Genomic DNA, 18,942 nt, shown 5'->3' with positions numbered 1-18,942 from the left:
CCCGGCGGAATCCCCTTGTTTCAGCCGCTTCCGTGCCACAACGCCCATGTCCCGCAGCGGGACGCCGCCAAAGGCCGCCGCGCCGGGGCGGCTCCGATGCCGGCGGGCCGAATCGATCGGGCGGAGGCCGTGTCAGGCCTCGAGAATCGCATAGATCTTCGTGACCCGGCCGATCGATTCCCAGCTGCCTTCGAAACCCGCGGCGATCACGAAGGCATCTCCCGGCCCGAATTCGGCGGTCGCACCGCCGGAATCTTTCAGCCGCACGCGCCCCTCGAGGATCACGCAGAGCTCGGTCTCGGTGTAGTGCACCGCCCGCACACCGGCCTCGCTCTGCCAATGCCCGGCATGGAACCGCCCCCCGGGGTCGGAAAAGGCGTTCCAGAGCCGCGCCACCCCGGATCCGGCGAGAAGCTTCTCCGGCGCCGCGACATCGGCCACCGGCGCGCCTTCGCGGGAAAGGCGGCGGATATGGGCTGGAATTCCGGACATTGCGCGAGGCCCTTTCGCTGCGGCTCGCTTCACCCTATATTGGGAGCGTTCCGCAAGGAACTATGGTGATAAACGCGCCCGTAATAAGCGGATCGGACCCGGGGGCGGTACCCGGCGGCTCCACCAGAACCCTCGTTGGGGGACCATGGGGCCGAAACAGGATCGACGGACGTCTAAAGGGGTTGGCTTTCACCCGGCACGATGCCACCGTTATCGGCTCAAATCGCATAGTTGCCAACGACAACTACGCTCCGGTGCGTCTCGCCGCGTAATGCGGTGAGGTTTGCCGAAACCTGAAGCCCAGGGCCCTAGCAGGTCCTGGCGGGGTCCGCAGGCACCTGGCAACAGAAGCCTGCACCCTCCGCCCAGCTCGCGATTTCCGCCGCAGCCCCCTTCCCCCCCGGTTGGAATAGGATATGGTCGACGCCAAGTCGTGACGGGACAGGCAATGGCGAAGTCGATCAACTACGGCCAGCTGATGCACAAGGCGCTGCGCAGCCTGATTGCGGAGGTGCTCGCGCAGGTTGCGCGCGACGGGCTGCCGGGCGCGCATCACTTCTTCATCACCTTCGACACGACCCATCCCGGCGTCGACATGGCGGCATCGCTGCGCGAGCGCTATCCGGGCGAGATGACCGTGGTCCTGCAGAACCAGTTCGAGGATCTCGCGGTGATGAAGGACCGCTTCTCGGTGACGCTGAGCTTCGGCAGCGTGCCGCATCCGATCGTCATCCCCTTCGCCGCGATCCGGACCTTCGCCGACCCTTCGGTGAATTTCGGCCTCAAGTTCGACGCCCACGAGACCGCCGCCGGCACGGCGAAGGACGAGCCGACCGAGCCGCCGCCGCGGGATCCGGCACCGGTCAAGCCGGCGGGGGACGGCGAGGTCGTGAGCCTCGACAAGTTCCGCAAGCACTGAACTCCGGCGCCGCCGCGGCTCAGTACTGGCCGGTCTCCACCAGGTCGGAGCCGTCGAAGAGCCGGTCGAGCCCCTCGTCCCAATGCTCTGCGACATGCGGATGCGACAGCAGGTACTCCGCCGTCGAGCCCTCGTGGCGGTCGAAGGCGAGCTGGACCGCCGCCTCCCATTCGTCCGGCTCCATGTCGCCGCGACCGATCCACATGAGCGCCACCAGCTCCGCCTGCTGGTCGGGCTCGAGATCCTCGATCTCGCCGGCGAGCTCGGCCACGGTCAGGTCCTGCACGTCGTAGCGCGGCACCGAGGGATCCTTGTCGTCGACGTAATTGCCCTCGTCGTCGGTCGGCGCGCCGTCCTCGGAGAGAAGGCCGCGCGTGCGCAGAATGAGATTCTGCAGGAATTTCGGATTGAGCGAGAGCTCGTCCATGGGAAGGCCTTTCGCTGCCTCGGTTGCGGTTCCCGCCCGTTAGATGGTTGCATCGACCGGGCGCTGTCAATGCCTGCCCGGCGCGTCCTCCCGCGATGGCCGTTGGCGCGGCGGGGCGCAGCCGCTATAGCACGCGCGTGCATTGCAAGCCGCGAGGGACCGATGACCAGAACCCGTACCGAGACCGACAGCTTCGGCCCGCTCGAGGTCGACGCCAGCCGCTACTGGGGCGCCCAGACCCAGCGCTCGATCCAGAACTTCCCCATCGGCGGCGAACGCCAGCCCCTGGCGATCGTGCATGCGCTCGGCACGATCAAGCAGGCCTGCGCCGAAGTGAACATGGCCGAGGGCAAGCTCGACCCGGAGCTGGGCAAGGCCATCGCGCAGGCGGCGGCGGAGGTCGCGGCCGGGAAATGGGACGAGCATTTCCCGCTGGTGGTCTGGCAGACCGGCTCCGGCACCCAGTCGAACATGAACGCCAACGAGGTGATCTCCAACCGCGCCATCGAGATCCTCGGGGGCGAACTGGGCTCGAAGACGCCGGTCCACCCCAACGATCACGTCAACATGAGCCAGTCCTCGAACGACACCTTCCCCACCGCCATGCATGTGGCCGTGGCGCAGGTCGCCCATGGCGTGACCCTGCCGGGCCTGCGCAAGCTGCACGGGGCGCTGGCCGAGAAGGCCGAGGCCTTCAGGGACATCATCAAGATCGGCCGCACCCATACCCAGGACGCCACGCCGCTCACCCTCGGCCAGGAATTCGGCGGCTATGCCTTCCAGGTCGAGCAGGGCATCCGGCGGGTGACGCATGCGCTGCACAACATCTACCCGCTCGCCCAGGGCGGCACCGCGGTCGGCACCGGGCTCAACACCAGGGTCGGCTTCGCCGAGGCCGTCGCCGCCAAGATCGCCGAGCTGACCGGCCTGCCCTTCGTGACCGCCCCCAACAAGTTCGAGGCGCTCGCCGCCCATGACGCGCTGGTGGAGATGTCGGGCGCGCTGAAGACCGTGGCCGCCTCGCTCTTCAAGATCGCCAACGACATCCGCCTGCTCGGCTCCGGGCCGCGCTGCGGGCTGGGCGAGCTGATCCTGCCGGAGAACGAGCCGGGCTCCTCGATCATGCCCGGCAAGGTCAACCCGACCCAGGCCGAGGCGCTGACCATGGTCTGCGCCCATGTGATGGGCAACGACGCCGCCGTGGGCTTCGCCGGCTCCCAGGGGCATTTCGAGCTCAATGTCTACAAGCCGATGATGTCCTACAACGTGCTGCAATCCGAGCAGCTGATCGGCGACGCCGCCTCCGCCTTCACCGACAATTGTGTCGAGGGGATCCGCGCCGACGAGACGCGGATCTCCAAGCTGATGTGGGAGAGCCTGATGCTGGTCACCGCGCTGGCGCCCGAGATCGGCTACGACAACGCCACCAGGGTCGCCAAGACCGCACACAAGAACGGCACGACGCTCAAGGAGGAGGCGATCCGTCTGGGCTTTGTGGACGCGGCGACTTTTGATAGGGTCGTTCAGCCCGGCGAGATGCTGGGGCCCAAACCCTAGGGGTCGAAGCCATGGATTGGCGCGGCAAACGCACCAGCGACCGCATCGAGGACCGCCGCGGCGCGGGCGGCGGCCGCGCCATGCGGCGGACCGGCGGGCTCGGGCTGATCATCGTGCTCCTGGTCGGCATCTTCTTCGGGGTCGACCTTTCGCCCTTCCTCGGCGGCGGAACAATCGGGCCGGTGCCCAGCCGCCAGGCGCCCACGGGGCCGAACGAGATCAACGACGAGATGGAGGAATTCGTCGGCGTGGTCCTGGCCCAGACCGAGGAGGTCTGGAGCGGCATCTTCGAGGCCTCCGGCTACGAGTACTCCCGGCCCCGGCTGGTGCTCTACGAGGGCGGCACCACCTCGGGTTGCGGCTTCGCGCAATCGGCGATGGGGCCGTTCTACTGCCCCAACGACCAGACGGTCTTTCTCGACACCAGTTTCTTCCAGATGATGCAGCAGCAGATGGGGGCCGGCGGCGATTTCGCCTATGCCTATGTCATCGCCCACGAGGTCGGCCATCACGTGCAGAACGAGCTCGGCCTGCTCGGCGAGGTGAACGCCCGGCGCGCCCGCGCCAGCGAGCGCGAGTCGAACGCGCTCTCGGTGCGGGTGGAGCTTCAGGCCGATTGCTACGCCGGCCTCTGGGCGCACGAGGCCGCGGCCGGGCTGAACCTGACCGACGGGGACATACGCGAAGCACTGAACACCGCCGAGCGCATCGGCGACGACACCCTGCAACGCGCGAGCCGCGGCCGGGTGGTGCCCGACAGCTTCACCCACGGCTCCGGCGATCAGCGCAGGGAATGGTTCTACCGCGGCTTCAGGACCGGCGACCCGGCGGCCTGCGACACCTTCGCGGCGACCGATCTCTGAGCGGCGGGCGCTCCATGGCCAAGGTCGTCAACCTCCGGACCCGCCGCAAGCAGCGCGATCGCGACAAGGCGCGCGAAGAGGCCGGCGCGGTGACGCCCGCCACCGGCGAGACCGCCGCGGAGGCCGCGCGCCGGCGGGCCGAGGCCGAGCTGGCCTCCCGCCGCCTCGAGGGTCACCGGCGTCCGGATCCGAAAGCGTGAGCGGCGGAAGGCCCGAGAAACATTCCCTGACCCTGCGCGGGCATCGCACCTCGGTCTCGCTGGAGGCGGAATTCTGGCGCGCCTTCCGCGCCATCGCCGCCGCCGAGGGACGCGGGCTGAACGACCTCGCCGCCGAAATCGACGCCGCCCGCGGCCCGGAGCGCGGCCTCGCCTCGGCGATCCGGGTCTTCGTGCTCGACCGCCTCAGCGCCACGGCGGATTGACCGCCTTCCGGCACGGGAAAAGCGCCGCGTCGGCCTGATTTCGATCAGGCACACCACACGGCACGACTCATGAACGGGAGGCTTTCGCCATCTCGCGCGCCGGCGCCCCGCAGGGCCGGCGCGGCCCGATCGCCACGGGTCGATCGGGCTGGGGATTCTCGGCCACCGGACGTATCAGGATTCGGCAGCAGGGCTCGCTGGCATGAATTCTCGCGGCAAGACACTAGGGGCGCGTCCTGCGACACAGCGTTTCGATAAGGTTAACGGGAACGGATTTATCCATCATAATCAACGGCATACCGTCGCGTGCGCGCGCGCACATCCCGACGCCGGGCCCGCCTCAGCCGATCAGCCCGAGCGCGGGAAAGGTCTCCAGCAGCCAATAGGAGAGGTCGCTGAAGGCGCCGGTGACCATCATCAGCCCGACCGCCAGCAGCAGCACGCCCATCGCCCGCTCGATGAGACCCATGTGGCGCTTAAGCCCGGCCATCACCTCCATCGCCCGTTCGAGGAAGAGCGCCGCCACCAGGAAGGGCAGCCCGAGCCCGGCAGCATAGGCCCCCATCAGCACCATGCCGCGCGCCACCGAACCCTCCTGCGCCGCGAGGCCCAGGATGGCGCCCAGCACCGGCCCGATGCAGGGCGTCCAGCCGAAGGCGAAGGCGAGGCCGAGCACATAGGCGCCGATCGCCCCGCCGGAACTCTGCGCCTCGAACCGGGCCTCGCGATAGAGGATCGGGATGCGCAGGAGCCCGAGGAAATGCAGCCCGAAGAGCATGATGACGAGCCCGGCCACGATCGCCATCTCGCGCTGGTAGATCAGCAGGATCCGCCCCACCGCCGAGGCCGCCATCCCGAGCATCAGGAAGACGGTGGAAAGCCCCAGCACGAAGAAGACCGCGGCGCGCAGGATATTCGCCCGCGCCGCCCGGCCGCCGGCCACGTCCTCCATCGAGGCGCCCGCCATATAGGCGAGATAGGGCGGCACGATCGGCAGCACGCAGGGCGAGAGAAAGCTCAGGATCCCGCCCAGCCCGGCCACCACCAGCGCCGGCACGAGCGAGGCATCCCAGAGGTCGATCCCGAACATTTGCGCCTCAGCCTTGCCCCGGCACCGTCCCTAGCCTGTTCCGCGCGCCGCGTCACGCGGGCCCGCCTCACTTTGGCGTGGACAGGACCGCGGCCCGGCCATAGCACCAAGGCCATGAGCTGGGATGCCGAACTCGACGCCCGCGGGCTGCTCTGCCCGCTGCCGGTGCTCAAGGCGCGCAAGCGCCTGATGGCGCTCGCCCCCGGCCAAGTGCTTCGCGTGCTCGCCGACGACCCCGCCGCGCTGGTGGACATCCCGCATTTCTGTGCCGAACAGGGCCACGACCTCGTCGACCGGACCGAGCTCGCCCATCCGGCCTACGCCTACGAGATCCGGAGGGGCGGCTGACACGCGAAGAACCCGCGGCATCCGGGATGCCGCGGGCCGGGTCTCGGAACGCCCGTGCGGTCAGAGCACGAAGTCGCCCGCGTGATAGTCGCTCGCCGTGACATTGCCGTCGACGATGCGCAGCTCGAACTCGATCGCCGCGTCGTTGTCGGTGTTGCCGTAGATCACCGTATCGGCGCCCGCATCGACCGCCCAGAGCGTGCCCGCGCCGCCCGGGCCGTTGCTGAACTGGAACTCCTGGTCGCCGTTGAGATGCACGTTGGCATCGATGCCACGGACGTGGATCAGGTCGCCACCCGGCTGGCCCGCACCCTCGAAGTCGTAGATCGTGTCCCGGGAGAACGGCGAGGATTCGCTGGCGTCGCCGAAGACGAAATAGTCGTTCCCGGAGCCGCCGAACAGCCGGTCCGCATCCTGGTCGCCCTTCAGCCAGTCGTGGCCCGAACCGCCCTTGAGCGTGTCGTTGCCGTTCCCGCCATAGAGCAGGTCATTGTCCGCGCCGCCGTAGAGTCGGTCGTTGCCGTCGCCGCCATAGAGACGATCGTTGCCGGAGCGGCCCTCGATCCGGTCGTTGCCGGCACCGCCGCTGACCACGTCGTTGCCGTGGCCGGACTTGATGACATTGTCCGCATCGCTGCCGGTGATCCAGTCGTTGCCGCCGCCGGTATAGATGTTCTCGATCGAATAGAGCGTGTCGGCCGGCGCCGCGCTCCCGACGAAGCCCACCTTGCCGGTGGCGAGATTGGCGTTCACGGCGCCGCTGTAGAAGAGATAGCTCGTGGTGTCGGTGCCGTCCCCGCCGTTGATGTAGTCGGTGCCGTAGCCGCCATCGATGAAGTCGTTGCCATCGCCGCCGTAGAGGCTGTCGTCTCCGAAGCCGCCGTAGATGACGTCATGGCCGTCCCCGGTGGAGATCACGTTGGCGTAGCTGCTCCCGGTGACCTTGTCGTTGCCGCCGCCGGTGTAGAGGTTCTCGATCGAGAGGATCGTCTCGACCTGGCTGGCGGAGCCGTCGAAGTCCATCTTGCCCTGGGCGAGGTCGGCATTGATGTTCGAGCTGTTGTTGTAGGTATAGCTCAGCGTGTCCACGCCGTAGCCGCCGTCGATGTAGTCGAGCCCGTAGCCGCCCTGGATGTAGTCGTTGCCGTCGCCGCCATAGATGCGGTCGGAGCCGTCGCCGCCATAGAGCGAATCGTTGCCCGCCCCACCGTAGATGGTGTCATTGCCGGCGCCGGCATTGACATAATCGTTGCCGTTGCCGGTGCTGATGACATTGTTGGCGCTGCTGCCGATCACCTGGTCGTTGCCGCTGCCGGTGTAGATGTTCTCGATCGAATAGAGCCGGTCGACGCCGGTTCCGTTGCCCGGGAACGAGACGATGCCCGTCGTCAGGCTGGCATTCACGGCACCGCTGTAGAAGGTGTAGCTGACCGTATCGATGCCGGTTCCGCCGCTGAGGATGTCGTATCCGTAGCCGCCGTCGAGATAGTCGTTCCCGTCGCCGCCGTAGAGCGAATCGTTGCCGGTCCCGCCATAGAGCGAATCATTGCCGGTCCCGCCGGAGATGTAGTCGTTGCCTCCGCCGCCGTTGAGAAAGTCGTTGCCACCGTAGCCATAGAGCCTGTCGGCGCCGTTGCCGGGCTTCGGGAAGAAGAGGCTCTTGATGACGCCCGGCGAGACATAGGTCGGGGTGATGGTGTCGGAGTAGTTGGTGCCGTAGAAATTTGCCATTGTTCCGGTCCTTCCAGTCTGTCTCGGCGACAACCGGGTGGGCAGGACGCCCCGCATCCCTCGGTCGCTTGAGACAAGCCTGGACGATTCGCGGCCGAAACGATGTGACGGGCGTCACCCGGCCGGGACAGGGGTCCGGTCCCGTCGTCCGGGCCGCACCGTCGCATGTGCTTTCAAGATGCCTTTCGGGGACTTTCTCGGCGCCCGGGTTCAGGCGGCTCGCTGTCTCGTGCGGTTCAGAGGACGAAATCCGCCGCGCTGTAATCGGCTGCGCCCACGCCATTGTCGGCGATGGCGAGCTCGAACTCCGGGACCGGATCCCTGTCGATGTTGCCGAAGATGAAGGTCGCGCTGCCGATGTCCTTGGCGTAGAGGCACCCCCACCAGGTCTTGGTCGTGCCGCCCCAGGTGAACCCCTGATCGCCGATCTTGAGAGGGTTCACGTCGATCCCGCTCACGTCGATCAGGTCGCCCTTCCCCGCGCCCGGCGCCTCGAAGGCCACGGCGCCGTCACCGGCCTTGATCTTGTCGTGCCGGGTCTTGCCCGGCCGGGATTCCCGTGCGCTCGTGAAGTGGAAGGTGTCGCGGCCTTCGCCACCGACCAGCAGGTCGGAATGCGCCCCGCCAAAGAGCAGGTCATCGCCGCTGCCTCCATAGAGCAGATCGCGGGCGACACCCCCCTCGAGCCGATCGTCGCCTTCGAGCCCCAGCAGCGTGTCCCTGCCGCCGTTCCCCGCCAGGCAGTTCGGCGCCGCGTTTCCCGCGATCCTGTCGTTCCCCGCTCCACCGGTGGCATCCTCGATCAGCGACCGGGCGTCGCCCTTGTACTGCAGCGCGTTGAACACATTGCCCCGCGCCTTGCCGTCGTACGGCCCGCCGCCGAGCCCCGCCAGCTGCCCGCTGGAGAACACCGAATGAGCACCCGGGGCGAGGTCGATCTCGAGATCGGTCGCATAGGCCGAGAGGTCGTACTCGTCCTTTCCGCCGCCGTCCCAGATCGTCAGGAAGATCCGGTTCGCACCCGGCGAGATCGCCGTCTCGCCATTGACTAGGGTCTTTCCGTCGAGCGGGTTCCACGAATAGACCGAGTCGCCCGAATTCGTGCTGAAATCCGCGCCGTACATGTGCTGGAGCCCGGCGATGTCCAGCTGCATATAGGTCTGGGGCGCGCCCCATTTCTCGAAATCCGCTGAGCCCGGTTTGTCGCCGATATAGCTGCGATAGGTCATCACCGAAAATTCGGCCGAGTCGAGATTCGCGGGCAGTTTCCCGAAATCGCCTGCCTCGTGGCCGTGCTTCAGCCCCAGTGAATGACCCAGTTCGTGCAGGAACACGTACCAGTTCCAGCCGCCCGGCGTCGAACCACTCGCTTTGGGTCCGAACCAGGCATCGCCGCCGTACACGCTCCAGTCCGGGTAGAAGGCATAGGCCCCGTCGTAGTCGTTCATATTGGCGAGACGGATCGTTCCATTGCCCTTTCCGTCGCCCGCGTAGGTGATCCCGAGATTGGTCATGCCCTCGACGGAAAAGCCCGCCGCGGCGCGCCCTTGACCGAAGTCCTGCGCATCCAAGGCAAAATGCATCGCGATCTTCTGCCTGGGGTCCAGCTTGGAGAATCCGTCATTCTGGACGCTCTTGCCGTCGCCGTCCCCGTCATTGTCGTAGTAGGCCGGGTAGTCCGACGGCTTGTCCGGGTTGCTGTAGCTGATGGAACGGCCAGCCCATTTGTAGCCCGAAAGCACGCCGTTGACGGCCTTGGACGCCGTCTTGTCGATGAGATCGAAATCCGTTCCGTTGCCGTTGAAGACAGGATCAATCGGTCGAAGCCGATGGTCCTCTTCATGCTGGCGCGCATTCGCGTCCCAAGCCGAAGGATCCCGATGGGGGTCCGAGTCGACCATGCGCCTGTAGGTGCAGCCGGGACAGGGGCACAATCCCTGGTCGAGCAGATGTGTCTCGCCATGCGCACTCGCGTCCAGCACGGACCGCGATTCCACCATCCCGGAAAGTCCCATCCCCGAATCCACCCCGCCGATGCGGAACCCGCCCCTTACAAAGGGCGGATACCAAACCAACTCAGTCTGTTGCAAGTAGTTCTACCGCGCAGGCCGAACTGGCAGGCGGAGATTGCCATGAGGCACCGGCGACTCATAGATTTCCGACAAGGCAAAGGCAATCTGCGGCAAATATGACGCACCAATAGTATGATTTTCTACTGCATAATCACAAGTAGTCACTAGATACGAAAAACTCAGGCAGTATCGGCATTGCTGCCAAGTATGCGCCAAGCCACGGGGGCTCATGGCGTCAGCGTCATTCTCTTCCGGGTCCCGAAGTATTCTCCGGACGCCGAAATACCCAGCCCAGGGATGCGAGAATCCCAGACATGCAAGAATACTAATCTCAGACCTGCAAAAAGGCCCGCGTTCGAGCTCGTCTATGCAACGCAACTGATCGGGCGTAACGCGAGGTAGTACCCACGAATGGCCGGCGACGTATTTCCTTTCGCCGTCGAAAGCATTCCCGAAGGCCCTCAGGAATTCCGGACAACGTATCGCGCTCGATCGCTACACGCCCCTATGGCCCGCATTCGGACGGCCATCCCCTCTCGACACTGGCGATCTTCCGCCGATCGCCGCGGAATTCGTTGCGGGGGCTTGGCGGATGGATGTCCGCAATCGTTCCGGCCCGGGCGCCTCGCCAGGCCGGAACGGGCGGAGAAGACCTCTGCTAGAGGCCCTTCGAGCGATAGCTCGCCGCCACGCGACCGATCGAAACGATATAGGCCGCGATCCGCAGATCCTCCACGTCCTTGCGGCCGTGCCAGACCTCGCGCATGGACTGGTAGGCGGTGCGCATCGTGTCGTCGAGCCCCGACCGCACGAGTTCCAGTTCCCCCGCACCCCGGACGTATTCCGACTTGAAGGCATCGGAGATGCCCATGGTCGCGCCCGAATCCCGCAGGATCCGTTCGATCTCGTTCACGATCAACGCGTTCTGGGCTTCTTCCTGCCGGCGCTGCATCCGCCCGAACCGGATGTGGCTCAGGTTCTTCACCCATTCGAAATAGCTGACGGTCACGCCGCCGGCGTTCACGTAGAGATCCGGCATGATGACCTTGCCGCGCGCCCGCAGGATCTCGTCGGCGCCGGCCGTGACCGGGCCGTTGGCGGCCTCCACGATCAGCGGCGCCTTGATGCGCTCCGCATTGCCCAGGTTGATCACCGATTCGAGCGCCGCGGGAACCAGGATGTCGCAATCCGCTTCGAGAACCTTGTGTCCGTCCTCCACATAGGTCCCGCGCGGGAAGCCCTTGACCCCGCCCGTGGCGCCGATGTGCGTCTTGAGGAACTCGATCGGGATCCCCTTGTCGTTGATGATCGCGCCGTCCCGCTCGATCACGCCGACGATGCGGCAGCCGTCCTCCTCGGAGAGGAACTTCGCTGCGTGGTAGCCAACGTTGCCCAGGCCCTGGACGATCACCCGCTTGCCCTCGAGCGTGCCGTCGAAGCCGGCGACCTTCATGTCGTCGGGATGGCGGAAGAACTCGCGAAGCGAATATTGCACGCCCCGGCCCGTCGCCTCGACCCGGCCGGCGATCCCTCCGGCATTCAGGGGCTTTCCGGTGACGCAGGCGGCGGCATTGATGTCGGTCGTGTTCATGCGGCGGTACTGGTCGACGATCCAGGCCATCTCGCGCTCGCCGGTGCCCATGTCCGGCGCGGGCACGTTCTGCGAGGGATGGATCAGGTCGCGCTTGGCCAGCTCATAGGCGAAGCGGCGGGTGATGAGCTCCATCTCATGTTCTTCCCACTCGCGCGGATCGATCCTCAGACCGCCCTTCGAGCCCCCGAAGGGAACCTCGACGAGCGCGCATTTGAAGGTCATCAGCGCGGCCAATGCCTCCACCTCGTCCTGATGCACGTTGGCGGCGAAACGGATACCGCCCTTGACCGGCTCCATATGTTCCGAATGCACGCTTCGATACCCGGTGAAGGTCTTGATCTCTCCCCGCAGGCGGACGCCGAACCGCACGGTATAGGTGGAGTTGCAGACCCGGATCTTCTCCTCCAGACCAGGCGAAAGGTCCATGAACTTCACCGCCCGGTTGAACATGATATCAACGGATTCGCGGAAGGTCGGCTCACGCAACGGTGCGTTCATGGTAATCCCCCGGTTCTGACGGCTCCTGCGGCCGCGCAGCGCGAGTAAAACACCCGCGAGCCGACGCACGCAAGGATCTCCGTTTCGCCCGGCCCTCAGCCCGGCCGGCTCCTGGGCTTCGCCCGACGCGTCGGCGCCGCCTCGGCCGGGTTCTCCGGCCAGGGATGGCGCGGATAGCGGCCGCGCAGATCCCGCCGCACTTCCGCATAGGTATTCGTCCAGAAGCCCGGAATATCCGTGGTCGTCTGGACCGGACGCCCCGCCGGGGAAAGGAGCTCGACCACCAGCGGCACGCGGTCGGGGCCGATCGCGGGATGGCTGCCGAGGCCGAAGAGCTCCTGCAGGCGCACGGAAACCGCCGGTGCGGCGCCGGAATAGTCGATGGCGAGCGAGGTGCCTGTCGGCGCCGACCAGCTTGCCGGGGCGAGCCGGTCGAGGCGCTGGCGATCCGCATGGTCGAGTCGCCGCCACAGCGCCGCGACGAGATCGAGCCCGGCGAGGCCCTCGGCGCGGGTGATCCCCGCGAGATCCTCCGCGAGCCATTGCTCCAGCGTGTCGGCGAGCGCCTGGGGCGAAAATTCCGGCAGGTCCGGGGCGCCGCGATCGCGCAGCCAGCAGACCCTCGCCACGAACCGCCGCGCCGCATCGGTCCAGGGCAAGGCGTCGAGGCCCAGCGCGCGAATGCCGGCGATCATCGCCGCGACCACCTCCTCGGACGTCACCGAGGTCCAGGGCCGATCCTCGAGCACGAGCGCCCCCAGCATCAGCCGCTCCCGCGCGATCACCGCGCGCTCCCGCACCGACCACTCGCAGATCGCAACCTGCCTGAGGCTTTCGGAATGCAACGCCCGGAGGTCGGATTCGGCCACCGGCAGCGCGCGCCGGACCCGCGCCTCGCGTCGGTCTCCGTCCAGATCGGCCATGACCACGAAGGGCGCCGACGCCAGCGGGTCGTCCTCGGGCAGGACCGCGCCCTTGCCCCCGGCGAGACGGTAGCGCGGCGCGGCGCCGGAGCGGCGCTGGCCGATGCGGTCGGGATAGGCGAGCGAGAGCGCGGCGCCCGCGGTCAGCCCCTCGCCGCGCATCCGCGGGACCAGCGCCGCGAGACGCCGGGCCTCGGCTCGGATTCCGGCGAGCGCCCCCTTGTCGGCCATGAGACCCTTCTCGGCCTCGGCCCGGCGCGGATCACGCAGCGCGCCGAGGCGCGGCGCCAGATCGACCGGCAGGCCGCCGCCGGCACGGCGGAACGGATCGCGCGCCTCAAGCAGGGCGGCGAGATCGGCGGCCATGGCACCGGCCCCGCGCTCCGCCGATTTCACCAGCATGTGCCCCAGGCGCGGATGCACCGGCAGGCCGGCGAGTTCGCGGCCGTGACCGGTGATCCGGCCGGAGGCGTCGAGCGCGCCGAGTTCGCGCAGGAGCGCCCGCGCCTCGGCCAAGGCGGGCGCCGGCGGAGCCGTCAGGAAGGCCATCTCCCCGGGCTCGGCCACCCCCCAGACCGCGAGCTCCAGCGCAAGTCCGGTAAGGTCGGTGCCGGCGATCTCCGGCGGCGGCTGCCCTTCGAGCGCCCCCTCCTCGCCGCGCGTCCAGAGGCGGAAGCACCATCCCGGCGCCACGCGCCCGGCGCGGCCGCGGCGCTGCTCGGCTTCGGCCCGGGTCACGCGCTCGGTCACCAGCCGGCTCATGCCGGATCCGGGATCGAACCTCGCCCGCCGGGCGCGCCCGCTATCGACCACCACGCGGATGTCCGGGATCGTGAGCGAGGTCTCCGCGATCGCGGTGGCCAGGACCAGCTTGCGGCCCCTGGCGATCGGCTCGAGCGCGGTGCGCTGCTCGGCGAAGCCCAGGCCGCCATGGAGCGGCTGCAGCACCACGCCCAGCCCGAGCCTCGGTGCGAGACGCGCCGCGGTCCGCGCGATCTCGGCCTGTCCGGGCAGGAACACCAGCACGCCACCCTCGCTCCCGGCCAGCGCCGCGAGCGTCAGATCCGCAACCGCCGTCTCGAAGCGGACATCGCCCCCGGCCGCGCGCCATGGCCGATCGAGCCATCGCGTCTCGACGGCATGGGCGCGGCCCTCGGCGGTCAGGACGGGCGCATCGCCCATGAGCGCCGCGACGGGGCCCGCGTCGAGGGTCGCGGACATGACCAGAAGGAGGAGGTCCGGGCGAAGCGCCGCCCTCGCCTCCAGCGCCAGCGCCAGCCCGAGGTCGGCGTGGAGGCCGCGCTCGTGAAACTCGTCGAAGATCAGGCAGCCGATCCCCGGCAGGTCCGGCGCGGCCTGGAGCATCCGTGTGAGGATGCCCTCGGTCACGACCTCGATGGCGGTGCCGGGACGGGACTCGCCGCGGATCCGATAGCCCACGCGCCCGCCGACCGCTTCGCCGAGCCCCGCGGCGAGGCGCTCGGCGGCCGCGCGCGCGGCGATGCGACGCGGCTCCAGCATGACGATCCGGCCGGGAACGATCCCCGCCGCGAGCAGGGCGAGCGGCACCCGGGTGGTCTTGCCGGCCCCGGGCGGCGCCTGGAGCACCGCCCTGCCCTCGCGCCCCAGCGCCGCGACCAGCTGCGGCAGGATCGGCTCGATGGGCAGGTCCAGCATCGGGGCGGCGTCAGCCCCGGCGCTCGACCACCGCCAGGCCGAAATCCGTCTTGGTCTCGATGCGCTCGAGCTGCGCCACGCCCGCCGCATTGCGGCGGAAGACGATCTCGAAACCGTGTTCGCTCCCACTCGAGAGGGAATGCGCCTCGCCTTCGAGCCGGGAATAGGTGCCGGCACAGACCAGCGCGTCGCCCTCGGCAACCGGCCTGGCGAGGGTCAGGCGGGAACGCCGCGAGCCGTCGAAGACATCGACGGAAGTGTCGCAGACCGCCTCGGGCGCCGCGTCGCGCAGGATCGCCACCCCGGCCGAGATCGGATCGAGCGTGCCGCCCTGATAGGCGGGATCGGGCGCGGATTTGCGCGGCGGCTCCACGGAAACCCGGCTCGGCGTCCCGTCCTTCCAGTCGATCTCGGTATGGCGCTCGGCACGCGGCGATTTCGAGTTCGCCACGAAACGCCGCGGCACCACCTTGCCGTCGCCGCCGAGCCGCCCCTCGGCCGTTCCGTCGTAGTAGAAGCTGACCAACAGGCCCAGCACGCCGGCCGCATCGATGCGGCTCGCGGCCGCGTAATCGCCGTCGCGGGTCTCGATGTCGAGCGTCATCTCGCCGGCCCGGATGCCGGCGATATAGAAGTCGAAGGTCGCTTCCTCCGCCGCGGCGCCGAGCGGCGCCAGCGCCGCGGCGACCGCCAGGGCCGGGCCGGTCAATGCACGGGACCATTTCGGGCAGAACATTCGGGAACTCCGGAAGTCGGTTGTCGGGAGACAGGCCCGGCCGGATATGCCAAAGAGGCTGGCCAAGGCCAAGGGTGAAACCTTCGGGCCCCGGTGAAGCTTGCGTGATGGAGACCGGATGGATCGGGCGGCCGGACTGGCGGAACGGCTCGCGTCGGGCGATCGCCGGGCGCTCGCCCGCGCGATCACGCTCGTCGAATCGACGCGCCCCGACCACCGCCGCGCGGCCCGGGAGCTTCTCGCCGGGCTCGAGCCGCGCGACCCGCCCGCACTCCGCCTCGGCATGACCGGGACGCCGGGGGTGGGAAAATCGAGCCTGATCGAGCGGCTCGGGCTCATGCTGGCCGAGGCGGGGCGCCGCATCGCGGTTCTCGCCGTCGACCCCTCGTCGTCGCGCTCGGGCGGCTCGATCCTCGGCGACAAGACCCGGATGGAAAGGCTGGCGCGGTCGCCGAACGCCTTCATCCGCCCCTCGCCGAGCCAGGCCGCGCTCGGCGGCGTCGGCCGCCGCACCCGCGAGACCATCCGCCTGGTCGAGGCCTGGGGCGCGGATCTGGTGCTGGTGGAGACGGTCGGGGTCGGCCAGTCCGAGACCATGGTCGCCGAACTGACCGACATCTTCGTCCTGATGCTCGCCCCGGCGGGAGGCGACGAGCTGCAGGGCGTCAAGCGCGGCATCATGGAGATGGCCGACCTGCTTCTCGTCAACAAGGCCGACGGCTCGCTCGTCGAGGACGCCATGCGCACGCGGGCGGAATATGCGGGCGCGCTGCGCCTCATGCGCCCGCCCGCCGGCGATCCGGAAGGCTATCCCGTGGCGCTCTGCGTCTCGGCCCGCACCGGCGACGGGCTTCGCGAAGCCTGGCAGGCCATCGAGACGCTGGTCCAGGCGCGGCAGGCGAGCGGCGCCTGGGCCGAGCGGCGACGCGTCCAGATGGAGGCCTGGTTCGAGCGGGCGGTCGAAGCGGGCCTCATCGCCCGCCTCGACGCCGACCCCGCGGCACGGCGCCTGCGCCGCGAGCTCGCGGCATCGGTCGCGGCCGGGCGGCTGCCGCCCGATCTCGCGGCCGAGCAATTGCTCGACGCCTTCGCGCCGCTTCGCCCTTGACGGGCAGGGGGGGCTTGGCTATCAGGCCGCTTCGATATTCAGGACGCCCGGCCCGGCCGCCCGTCCCTCCTGCGACCGAAACGAGGACCGAGACCAATGTCCCGCCGCTGCGAACTGACCGGCAAGGCGCCGATGACCGGCAACAACGTGAGCCACGCCAACAACAAGACCCGGCGCCGCTTCCTGCCGAACCTCAACGAGGTGACCCTGGCCAGCGAGACCCTGGGCCGCGCCGAGAGCTTCCGCATCTCGGCGGCGGCGCTGCGCACCGTCGACCATCGCGGCGGGCTCGACGGCTTCCTCGCCAAGGCGGCGGATGCCGACCTGTCGCCCAAGGCGCTTCGGATGAAGCGCGAGATCGCCAAGGCGCAGTCGGCGGGCTGAGCCGGCCTTCCCCGACCCCCCCGGCCGTTGCGCCGGGCCGGCGCGAGGGATATCGAGGCCGGATGAGAGGCCTCGCCCGCGACTTCCTGACCTGCGTCCTCGTCGAGCTGCTGGCCCTGACCGGCTTCGCGCTCGAGTCGTATGCGATACCGCGCACCGACGGCATCCGCGTCGAGATCTGCGCCCATTCTGCTCCCGATGCGCCGCCCGCGACCGCGCGGCATCCCTGCCCGGATTGCCTCGCCCCGGTACTGGCCGCCGAGCCGCCGCGCCCGGATCGTCCCGCCCGTGCGCTCGCTTTCCTGCTGCCCCCGGCGCCTCGGGACACGCGCCCGGTCATGTCCCCTCCCGGTCGCTCGGGCGGGATCCGGGGACCGCCCGTCACCGCCTGATCGCCCGATTCAGAACGGAATGCACATCAGCAGACGGAATCCGACATGCGACACATGATTCTCGCGGCACTGGCCGCCGCCGCTCTCAGCGCTCCGGCCGCAGGCTCCGCCGAGGTGCTCGCCGTGGCGAACGGCATCGTCATCGAGGACGGCTATGCCAGGGCCGCCGGCGCCAATGCCCGGACCGGGGCCGCCTTCATGGCGATCACCAACACGACCGACAGCGACGACCGGCTGATCGAAGCGCGCAGCGACATTGCCGAGCGCGTGGAATTGCACACGCATCAGATGAAGGACGGCGTCGCCCAGATGCGGCAGGTCGAGGGCGGAATCCCGATCCCGGCGGGCGAGACCGTGCTGCTCGAGCGCGGCGGCCTGCATGTGATGTTTCTCGGCCTGACCGGCGAAATGGCGGCGGGATCCGCCGTCGACATGGTGCTGGTCTTCGAAACTGCCGGTGAGATTCCCGTGACGATCCCGGTCGATCTGATGCGCGGCCAGGACGGAGGCCAGGGGCATGGACACGGGAGCGGCAGCGGCGGCTGACGCGGGTCCACCCCCTCCGCGCGGCGGACGGATTCGCCGCGCGGGAAAGGGCTGTCCGTCAAGGGCGCGCGTTAACACTTTGATAACCGTTCGTCATCTGTTTGCCACGCTCATCCCGCACCGCAGCAAAAAACTCCGGCATCATCGAGATTTGTCTTGATTGTGACGGAAACTGCCTTCATATGCCGTCATCTGACGCCAACGCACGCGCCTCTGTAAGTCCCTGTCACGGGCGGCTCACGCAGCGACGGTAACGTCTCTTTTGGGAACTCCGGGACCTATCCCCCGGGACTGATGGAGATGCGCATGCGACATGTGTCCGCCCTCACGGGCAGCGTTGCCCTGTTCGACGCCCACCCCCAGGATTCGGCCGTCTCGGCACGCCAGGATGCCTTCATCCGCTCGCGCGACTTCGATCGCCCGACGATGATCTTCGACCTCGACATGCTGCGCGGAAAGTACCGCGCGCTGGCGGGCGGCCTGGGCGATGCCTCGATCCACTACGCGGTCAAGGCCAATCCCGCGCCCGAGGTGATCGGCGCCCTCCTGGCGGAAGGCGCGCATTTCGATGCGGCCTCGCGCGGCGAGATCGACCTCTGCCTCTCGCTCGGCGTCGCGCCGGAGCACATCGCCTTCGGCAACACGATCAAGCGCGCGGCGGACATAGCCCATGCCCATTCCGTGGGCGTGCGGCAGTTCGCGGCGGATGCCGAGGAGGAGATCTACAAGATCGCCGAAAACGCGCCCGGCGCGCGCGTCATCCTGCGCATGCTGGTCACCGCGAGCGAGGCGGACTGGCCGCTCACCCGCAAGTTCGGCTGCTCGCACCGCGAGGCGCTGCGGCTGATGGACCTCGGCCGGGCGGTCGGGCTCGACGTCGCCGGCATCTCCTTCCACGCCGGCAGCCAGATGCGCGAGCCGGCGATGTGGGCCGGCGCGCTCGATGGCGCGCTCGCCCTCTGGGAAGAGGCCCGCGACGCCGGCCATGCCCTGCGGGTCCTCAACATCGGCGGCGGCTTCCCGGCCTTCTACGGCGATCCGCTGCCCGAGACCCGCGCCTATGCCGCCGAGGTGATGCGGATGGTGCGCGCGCGCTTCGGCACCGAGGTGTCGGTCATGGCCGAGCCCGGCCCCGGCCTCGTCGCCGACGCCGGCGTGATC

Annotated in this window: 19 protein-coding genes and 1 other RNA gene; 12 read left to right on the top strand and 8 right to left on the bottom strand. The window is 68.6% G+C overall.

Annotated elements, in window-relative coordinates; genetic code table 11:
• Positions 1-132: 132 nt before the first annotated feature.
• Positions 133-492 carry a cupin domain-containing protein gene (locus V7050_RS08055; RefSeq protein WP_324370209.1) on the bottom strand — a complete coding sequence of 120 codons (360 nt, stop codon included), beginning with the start codon at positions 490-492 and terminating at the stop codon, positions 133-135.
• Between the two features lie 8 nt (positions 493-500).
• Here V7050_RS08055 and ssrA point away from each other — a divergent pair.
• Together ssrA and V7050_RS08045 are read left to right on the top strand one after the other, a co-directional pair.
• Positions 501-851: a transfer-messenger RNA gene (gene ssrA, locus V7050_RS08050) on the top strand.
• 89 nt (positions 852-940) lie between these two features.
• The gene (locus V7050_RS08045) at positions 941-1,411 is read left to right on the top strand and encodes an SspB family protein (RefSeq protein ID WP_324370211.1); all 471 of its coding nucleotides are present in this window, start codon (positions 941-943) and stop codon (positions 1,409-1,411) included.
• 19 nt (positions 1,412-1,430) lie between these two features.
• On the opposite strand, the gene V7050_RS08040 is transcribed toward V7050_RS08045, so the two are convergent.
• Positions 1,431-1,838, bottom strand: coding sequence for a DUF3775 domain-containing protein (locus V7050_RS08040; RefSeq protein ID WP_324370213.1), 408 nt, complete (start codon positions 1,836-1,838; stop codon positions 1,431-1,433).
• 162 nt (positions 1,839-2,000) lie between these two features.
• On the opposite strand from V7050_RS08040, the gene fumC reads away from it, so the two are divergent.
• Genes fumC through V7050_RS08020 form a run of 4 tightly spaced genes read left to right on the top strand, consistent with a single transcriptional unit; the run spans position 2,001 to position 4,682 of the window.
• A complete protein-coding gene (gene fumC / locus V7050_RS08035; protein WP_324370215.1) occupies positions 2,001-3,395 on the top strand; it encodes a class II fumarate hydratase in 1,395 nt (464 codons plus the stop codon).
• Positions 3,396-3,406: 11 nt separating this feature from the next.
• Positions 3,407-4,258 (top strand): KPN_02809 family neutral zinc metallopeptidase, encoded by an 852-nt coding sequence (gene ypfJ / locus V7050_RS08030; RefSeq protein ID WP_324370218.1) that lies wholly within the window; start codon positions 3,407-3,409, stop codon positions 4,256-4,258.
• Between the two features lie 14 nt (positions 4,259-4,272).
• Positions 4,273-4,458 carry a DUF4169 family protein gene (locus V7050_RS08025; protein ID WP_324375151.1) on the top strand — a complete coding sequence of 62 codons (186 nt, stop codon included), beginning with the start codon at positions 4,273-4,275 and terminating at the stop codon, positions 4,456-4,458.
• Positions 4,455-4,682, top strand: coding sequence for a ribbon-helix-helix domain-containing protein (locus tag V7050_RS08020; protein ID WP_324375153.1), 228 nt, complete (start codon positions 4,455-4,457; stop codon positions 4,680-4,682). The genes V7050_RS08025 and V7050_RS08020 overlap by 4 nt, the downstream gene beginning before the upstream one ends.
• 340 nt (positions 4,683-5,022) lie before the next feature.
• Here V7050_RS08020 and V7050_RS08015 read toward each other — a convergent pair whose 3' ends face one another.
• Positions 5,023-5,772: a cytochrome c biogenesis CcdA family protein gene (locus V7050_RS08015; protein ID WP_324375155.1), complete on the bottom strand. Its 750-nt coding sequence runs from the start codon at positions 5,770-5,772 to the stop codon at positions 5,023-5,025.
• A 114-nt stretch (positions 5,773-5,886) separates the two neighbouring features.
• Between V7050_RS08015 and V7050_RS08010 the strand changes: the two genes are divergently transcribed.
• The gene (locus V7050_RS08010; RefSeq protein WP_324367987.1) at positions 5,887-6,120 is read left to right on the top strand and encodes a sulfurtransferase TusA family protein; all 234 of its coding nucleotides are present in this window, start codon (positions 5,887-5,889) and stop codon (positions 6,118-6,120) included.
• A gap of 60 nt (positions 6,121-6,180) precedes the next feature.
• Here V7050_RS08010 and V7050_RS08005 read toward each other — a convergent pair whose 3' ends face one another.
• From V7050_RS08005 to V7050_RS07985, 5 genes are all read right to left on the bottom strand, one after another.
• Positions 6,181-7,851, bottom strand: coding sequence for a calcium-binding protein (locus tag V7050_RS08005; protein WP_324375157.1), 1,671 nt, complete (start codon positions 7,849-7,851; stop codon positions 6,181-6,183).
• Between the two features lie 236 nt (positions 7,852-8,087).
• Complete coding sequence (locus tag V7050_RS08000; RefSeq protein WP_324375159.1) at positions 8,088-9,941, bottom strand: M10 family metallopeptidase; 1,854 nt, start codon at positions 9,939-9,941, stop codon at positions 8,088-8,090.
• Between the two features lie 640 nt (positions 9,942-10,581).
• Positions 10,582-12,015, bottom strand: coding sequence for a Glu/Leu/Phe/Val family dehydrogenase (locus V7050_RS07995; protein WP_324367981.1), 1,434 nt, complete (start codon positions 12,013-12,015; stop codon positions 10,582-10,584).
• Between the two features lie 95 nt (positions 12,016-12,110).
• Positions 12,111-14,615: an ATP-dependent helicase HrpB gene (gene hrpB, locus V7050_RS07990; RefSeq protein ID WP_324367979.1), complete on the bottom strand. Its 2,505-nt coding sequence runs from the start codon at positions 14,613-14,615 to the stop codon at positions 12,111-12,113.
• 10 nt (positions 14,616-14,625) lie between these two features.
• Positions 14,626-15,351, bottom strand: coding sequence for a DUF3108 domain-containing protein (locus V7050_RS07985; RefSeq protein ID WP_324367976.1), 726 nt, complete (start codon positions 15,349-15,351; stop codon positions 14,626-14,628).
• A 118-nt stretch (positions 15,352-15,469) separates the two neighbouring features.
• Here V7050_RS07985 and meaB point away from each other — a divergent pair, with 118 nt between their 5' ends.
• The 5 genes from meaB to V7050_RS07960 all read left to right on the top strand — a co-directional run.
• A complete protein-coding gene (gene meaB / locus V7050_RS07980) occupies positions 15,470-16,459 on the top strand; it encodes a methylmalonyl Co-A mutase-associated GTPase MeaB (protein WP_324367974.1) in 990 nt (329 codons plus the stop codon).
• Between the two features lie 96 nt (positions 16,460-16,555).
• Positions 16,556-16,843, top strand: a complete 288-nt coding sequence (gene rpmB / locus V7050_RS07975) for a 50S ribosomal protein L28 (protein WP_324367972.1) — start codon at positions 16,556-16,558, stop codon at positions 16,841-16,843.
• A 62-nt stretch (positions 16,844-16,905) separates the two neighbouring features.
• Positions 16,906-17,235, top strand: a complete 330-nt coding sequence (locus V7050_RS07970) for a hypothetical protein (RefSeq protein WP_324367970.1) — start codon at positions 16,906-16,908, stop codon at positions 17,233-17,235.
• Between the two features lie 45 nt (positions 17,236-17,280).
• Entirely contained in the window at positions 17,281-17,781 is a 501-nt protein-coding gene (locus tag V7050_RS07965; RefSeq protein ID WP_324367968.1) for a copper chaperone PCu(A)C, read from the top strand.
• 306 nt (positions 17,782-18,087) lie between these two features.
• On the top strand, positions 18,088-18,942 hold an 855-nt coding region (locus V7050_RS07960), incomplete at its 3' end, for a type III PLP-dependent enzyme (RefSeq protein ID WP_324410446.1).

Source organism: Amaricoccus sp. (assembly GCF_036846665.1).
Classification (GTDB): domain Bacteria; phylum Pseudomonadota; class Alphaproteobacteria; order Rhodobacterales; family Rhodobacteraceae; genus Amaricoccus.
Note: the sequence above shows the minus strand (reverse complement) of the source record. Positions and strands in the feature narration are given on the sequence as shown.

What these genes read in the sequence shown, in the direction of transcription:
- V7050_RS08055 (WP_324370209.1), bottom strand. Translation starts at nt 492, where the DNA reads ATGTCCGGAATTCCAGCCCATATCCGCCGCCTTTCCCGCGAAGGCGCG.
- V7050_RS08045 (WP_324370211.1), top strand. Translation starts at nt 941, where the DNA reads ATGGCGAAGTCGATCAACTACGGCCAGCTGATGCACAAGGCGCTGCGC.
- V7050_RS08040 (WP_324370213.1), bottom strand. Translation starts at nt 1,838, where the DNA reads ATGGACGAGCTCTCGCTCAATCCGAAATTCCTGCAGAATCTCATTCTG.
- fumC (WP_324370215.1), top strand. Translation starts at nt 2,001, where the DNA reads ATGACCAGAACCCGTACCGAGACCGACAGCTTCGGCCCGCTCGAGGTC.
- ypfJ (WP_324370218.1), top strand. Translation starts at nt 3,407, where the DNA reads ATGGATTGGCGCGGCAAACGCACCAGCGACCGCATCGAGGACCGCCGC.
- V7050_RS08025 (WP_324375151.1), top strand. Translation starts at nt 4,273, where the DNA reads ATGGCCAAGGTCGTCAACCTCCGGACCCGCCGCAAGCAGCGCGATCGC.
- V7050_RS08015 (WP_324375155.1), bottom strand. Translation starts at nt 5,772, where the DNA reads ATGTTCGGGATCGACCTCTGGGATGCCTCGCTCGTGCCGGCGCTGGTG.
- V7050_RS08010 (WP_324367987.1), top strand. Translation starts at nt 5,887, where the DNA reads ATGAGCTGGGATGCCGAACTCGACGCCCGCGGGCTGCTCTGCCCGCTG.
- V7050_RS08005 (WP_324375157.1), bottom strand. Translation starts at nt 7,851, where the DNA reads ATGGCAAATTTCTACGGCACCAACTACTCCGACACCATCACCCCGACC.
- V7050_RS07995 (WP_324367981.1), bottom strand. Translation starts at nt 12,015, where the DNA reads ATGAACGCACCGTTGCGTGAGCCGACCTTCCGCGAATCCGTTGATATC.
- hrpB (WP_324367979.1), bottom strand. Translation starts at nt 14,615, where the DNA reads ATGCTGGACCTGCCCATCGAGCCGATCCTGCCGCAGCTGGTCGCGGCG.
- V7050_RS07985 (WP_324367976.1), bottom strand. Translation starts at nt 15,351, where the DNA reads ATGTTCTGCCCGAAATGGTCCCGTGCATTGACCGGCCCGGCCCTGGCG.
- meaB (WP_324367974.1), top strand. Translation starts at nt 15,470, where the DNA reads ATGGATCGGGCGGCCGGACTGGCGGAACGGCTCGCGTCGGGCGATCGC.
- rpmB (WP_324367972.1), top strand. Translation starts at nt 16,556, where the DNA reads ATGTCCCGCCGCTGCGAACTGACCGGCAAGGCGCCGATGACCGGCAAC.
- V7050_RS07970 (WP_324367970.1), top strand. Translation starts at nt 16,906, where the DNA reads ATGAGAGGCCTCGCCCGCGACTTCCTGACCTGCGTCCTCGTCGAGCTG.
- V7050_RS07965 (WP_324367968.1), top strand. Translation starts at nt 17,281, where the DNA reads ATGCGACACATGATTCTCGCGGCACTGGCCGCCGCCGCTCTCAGCGCT.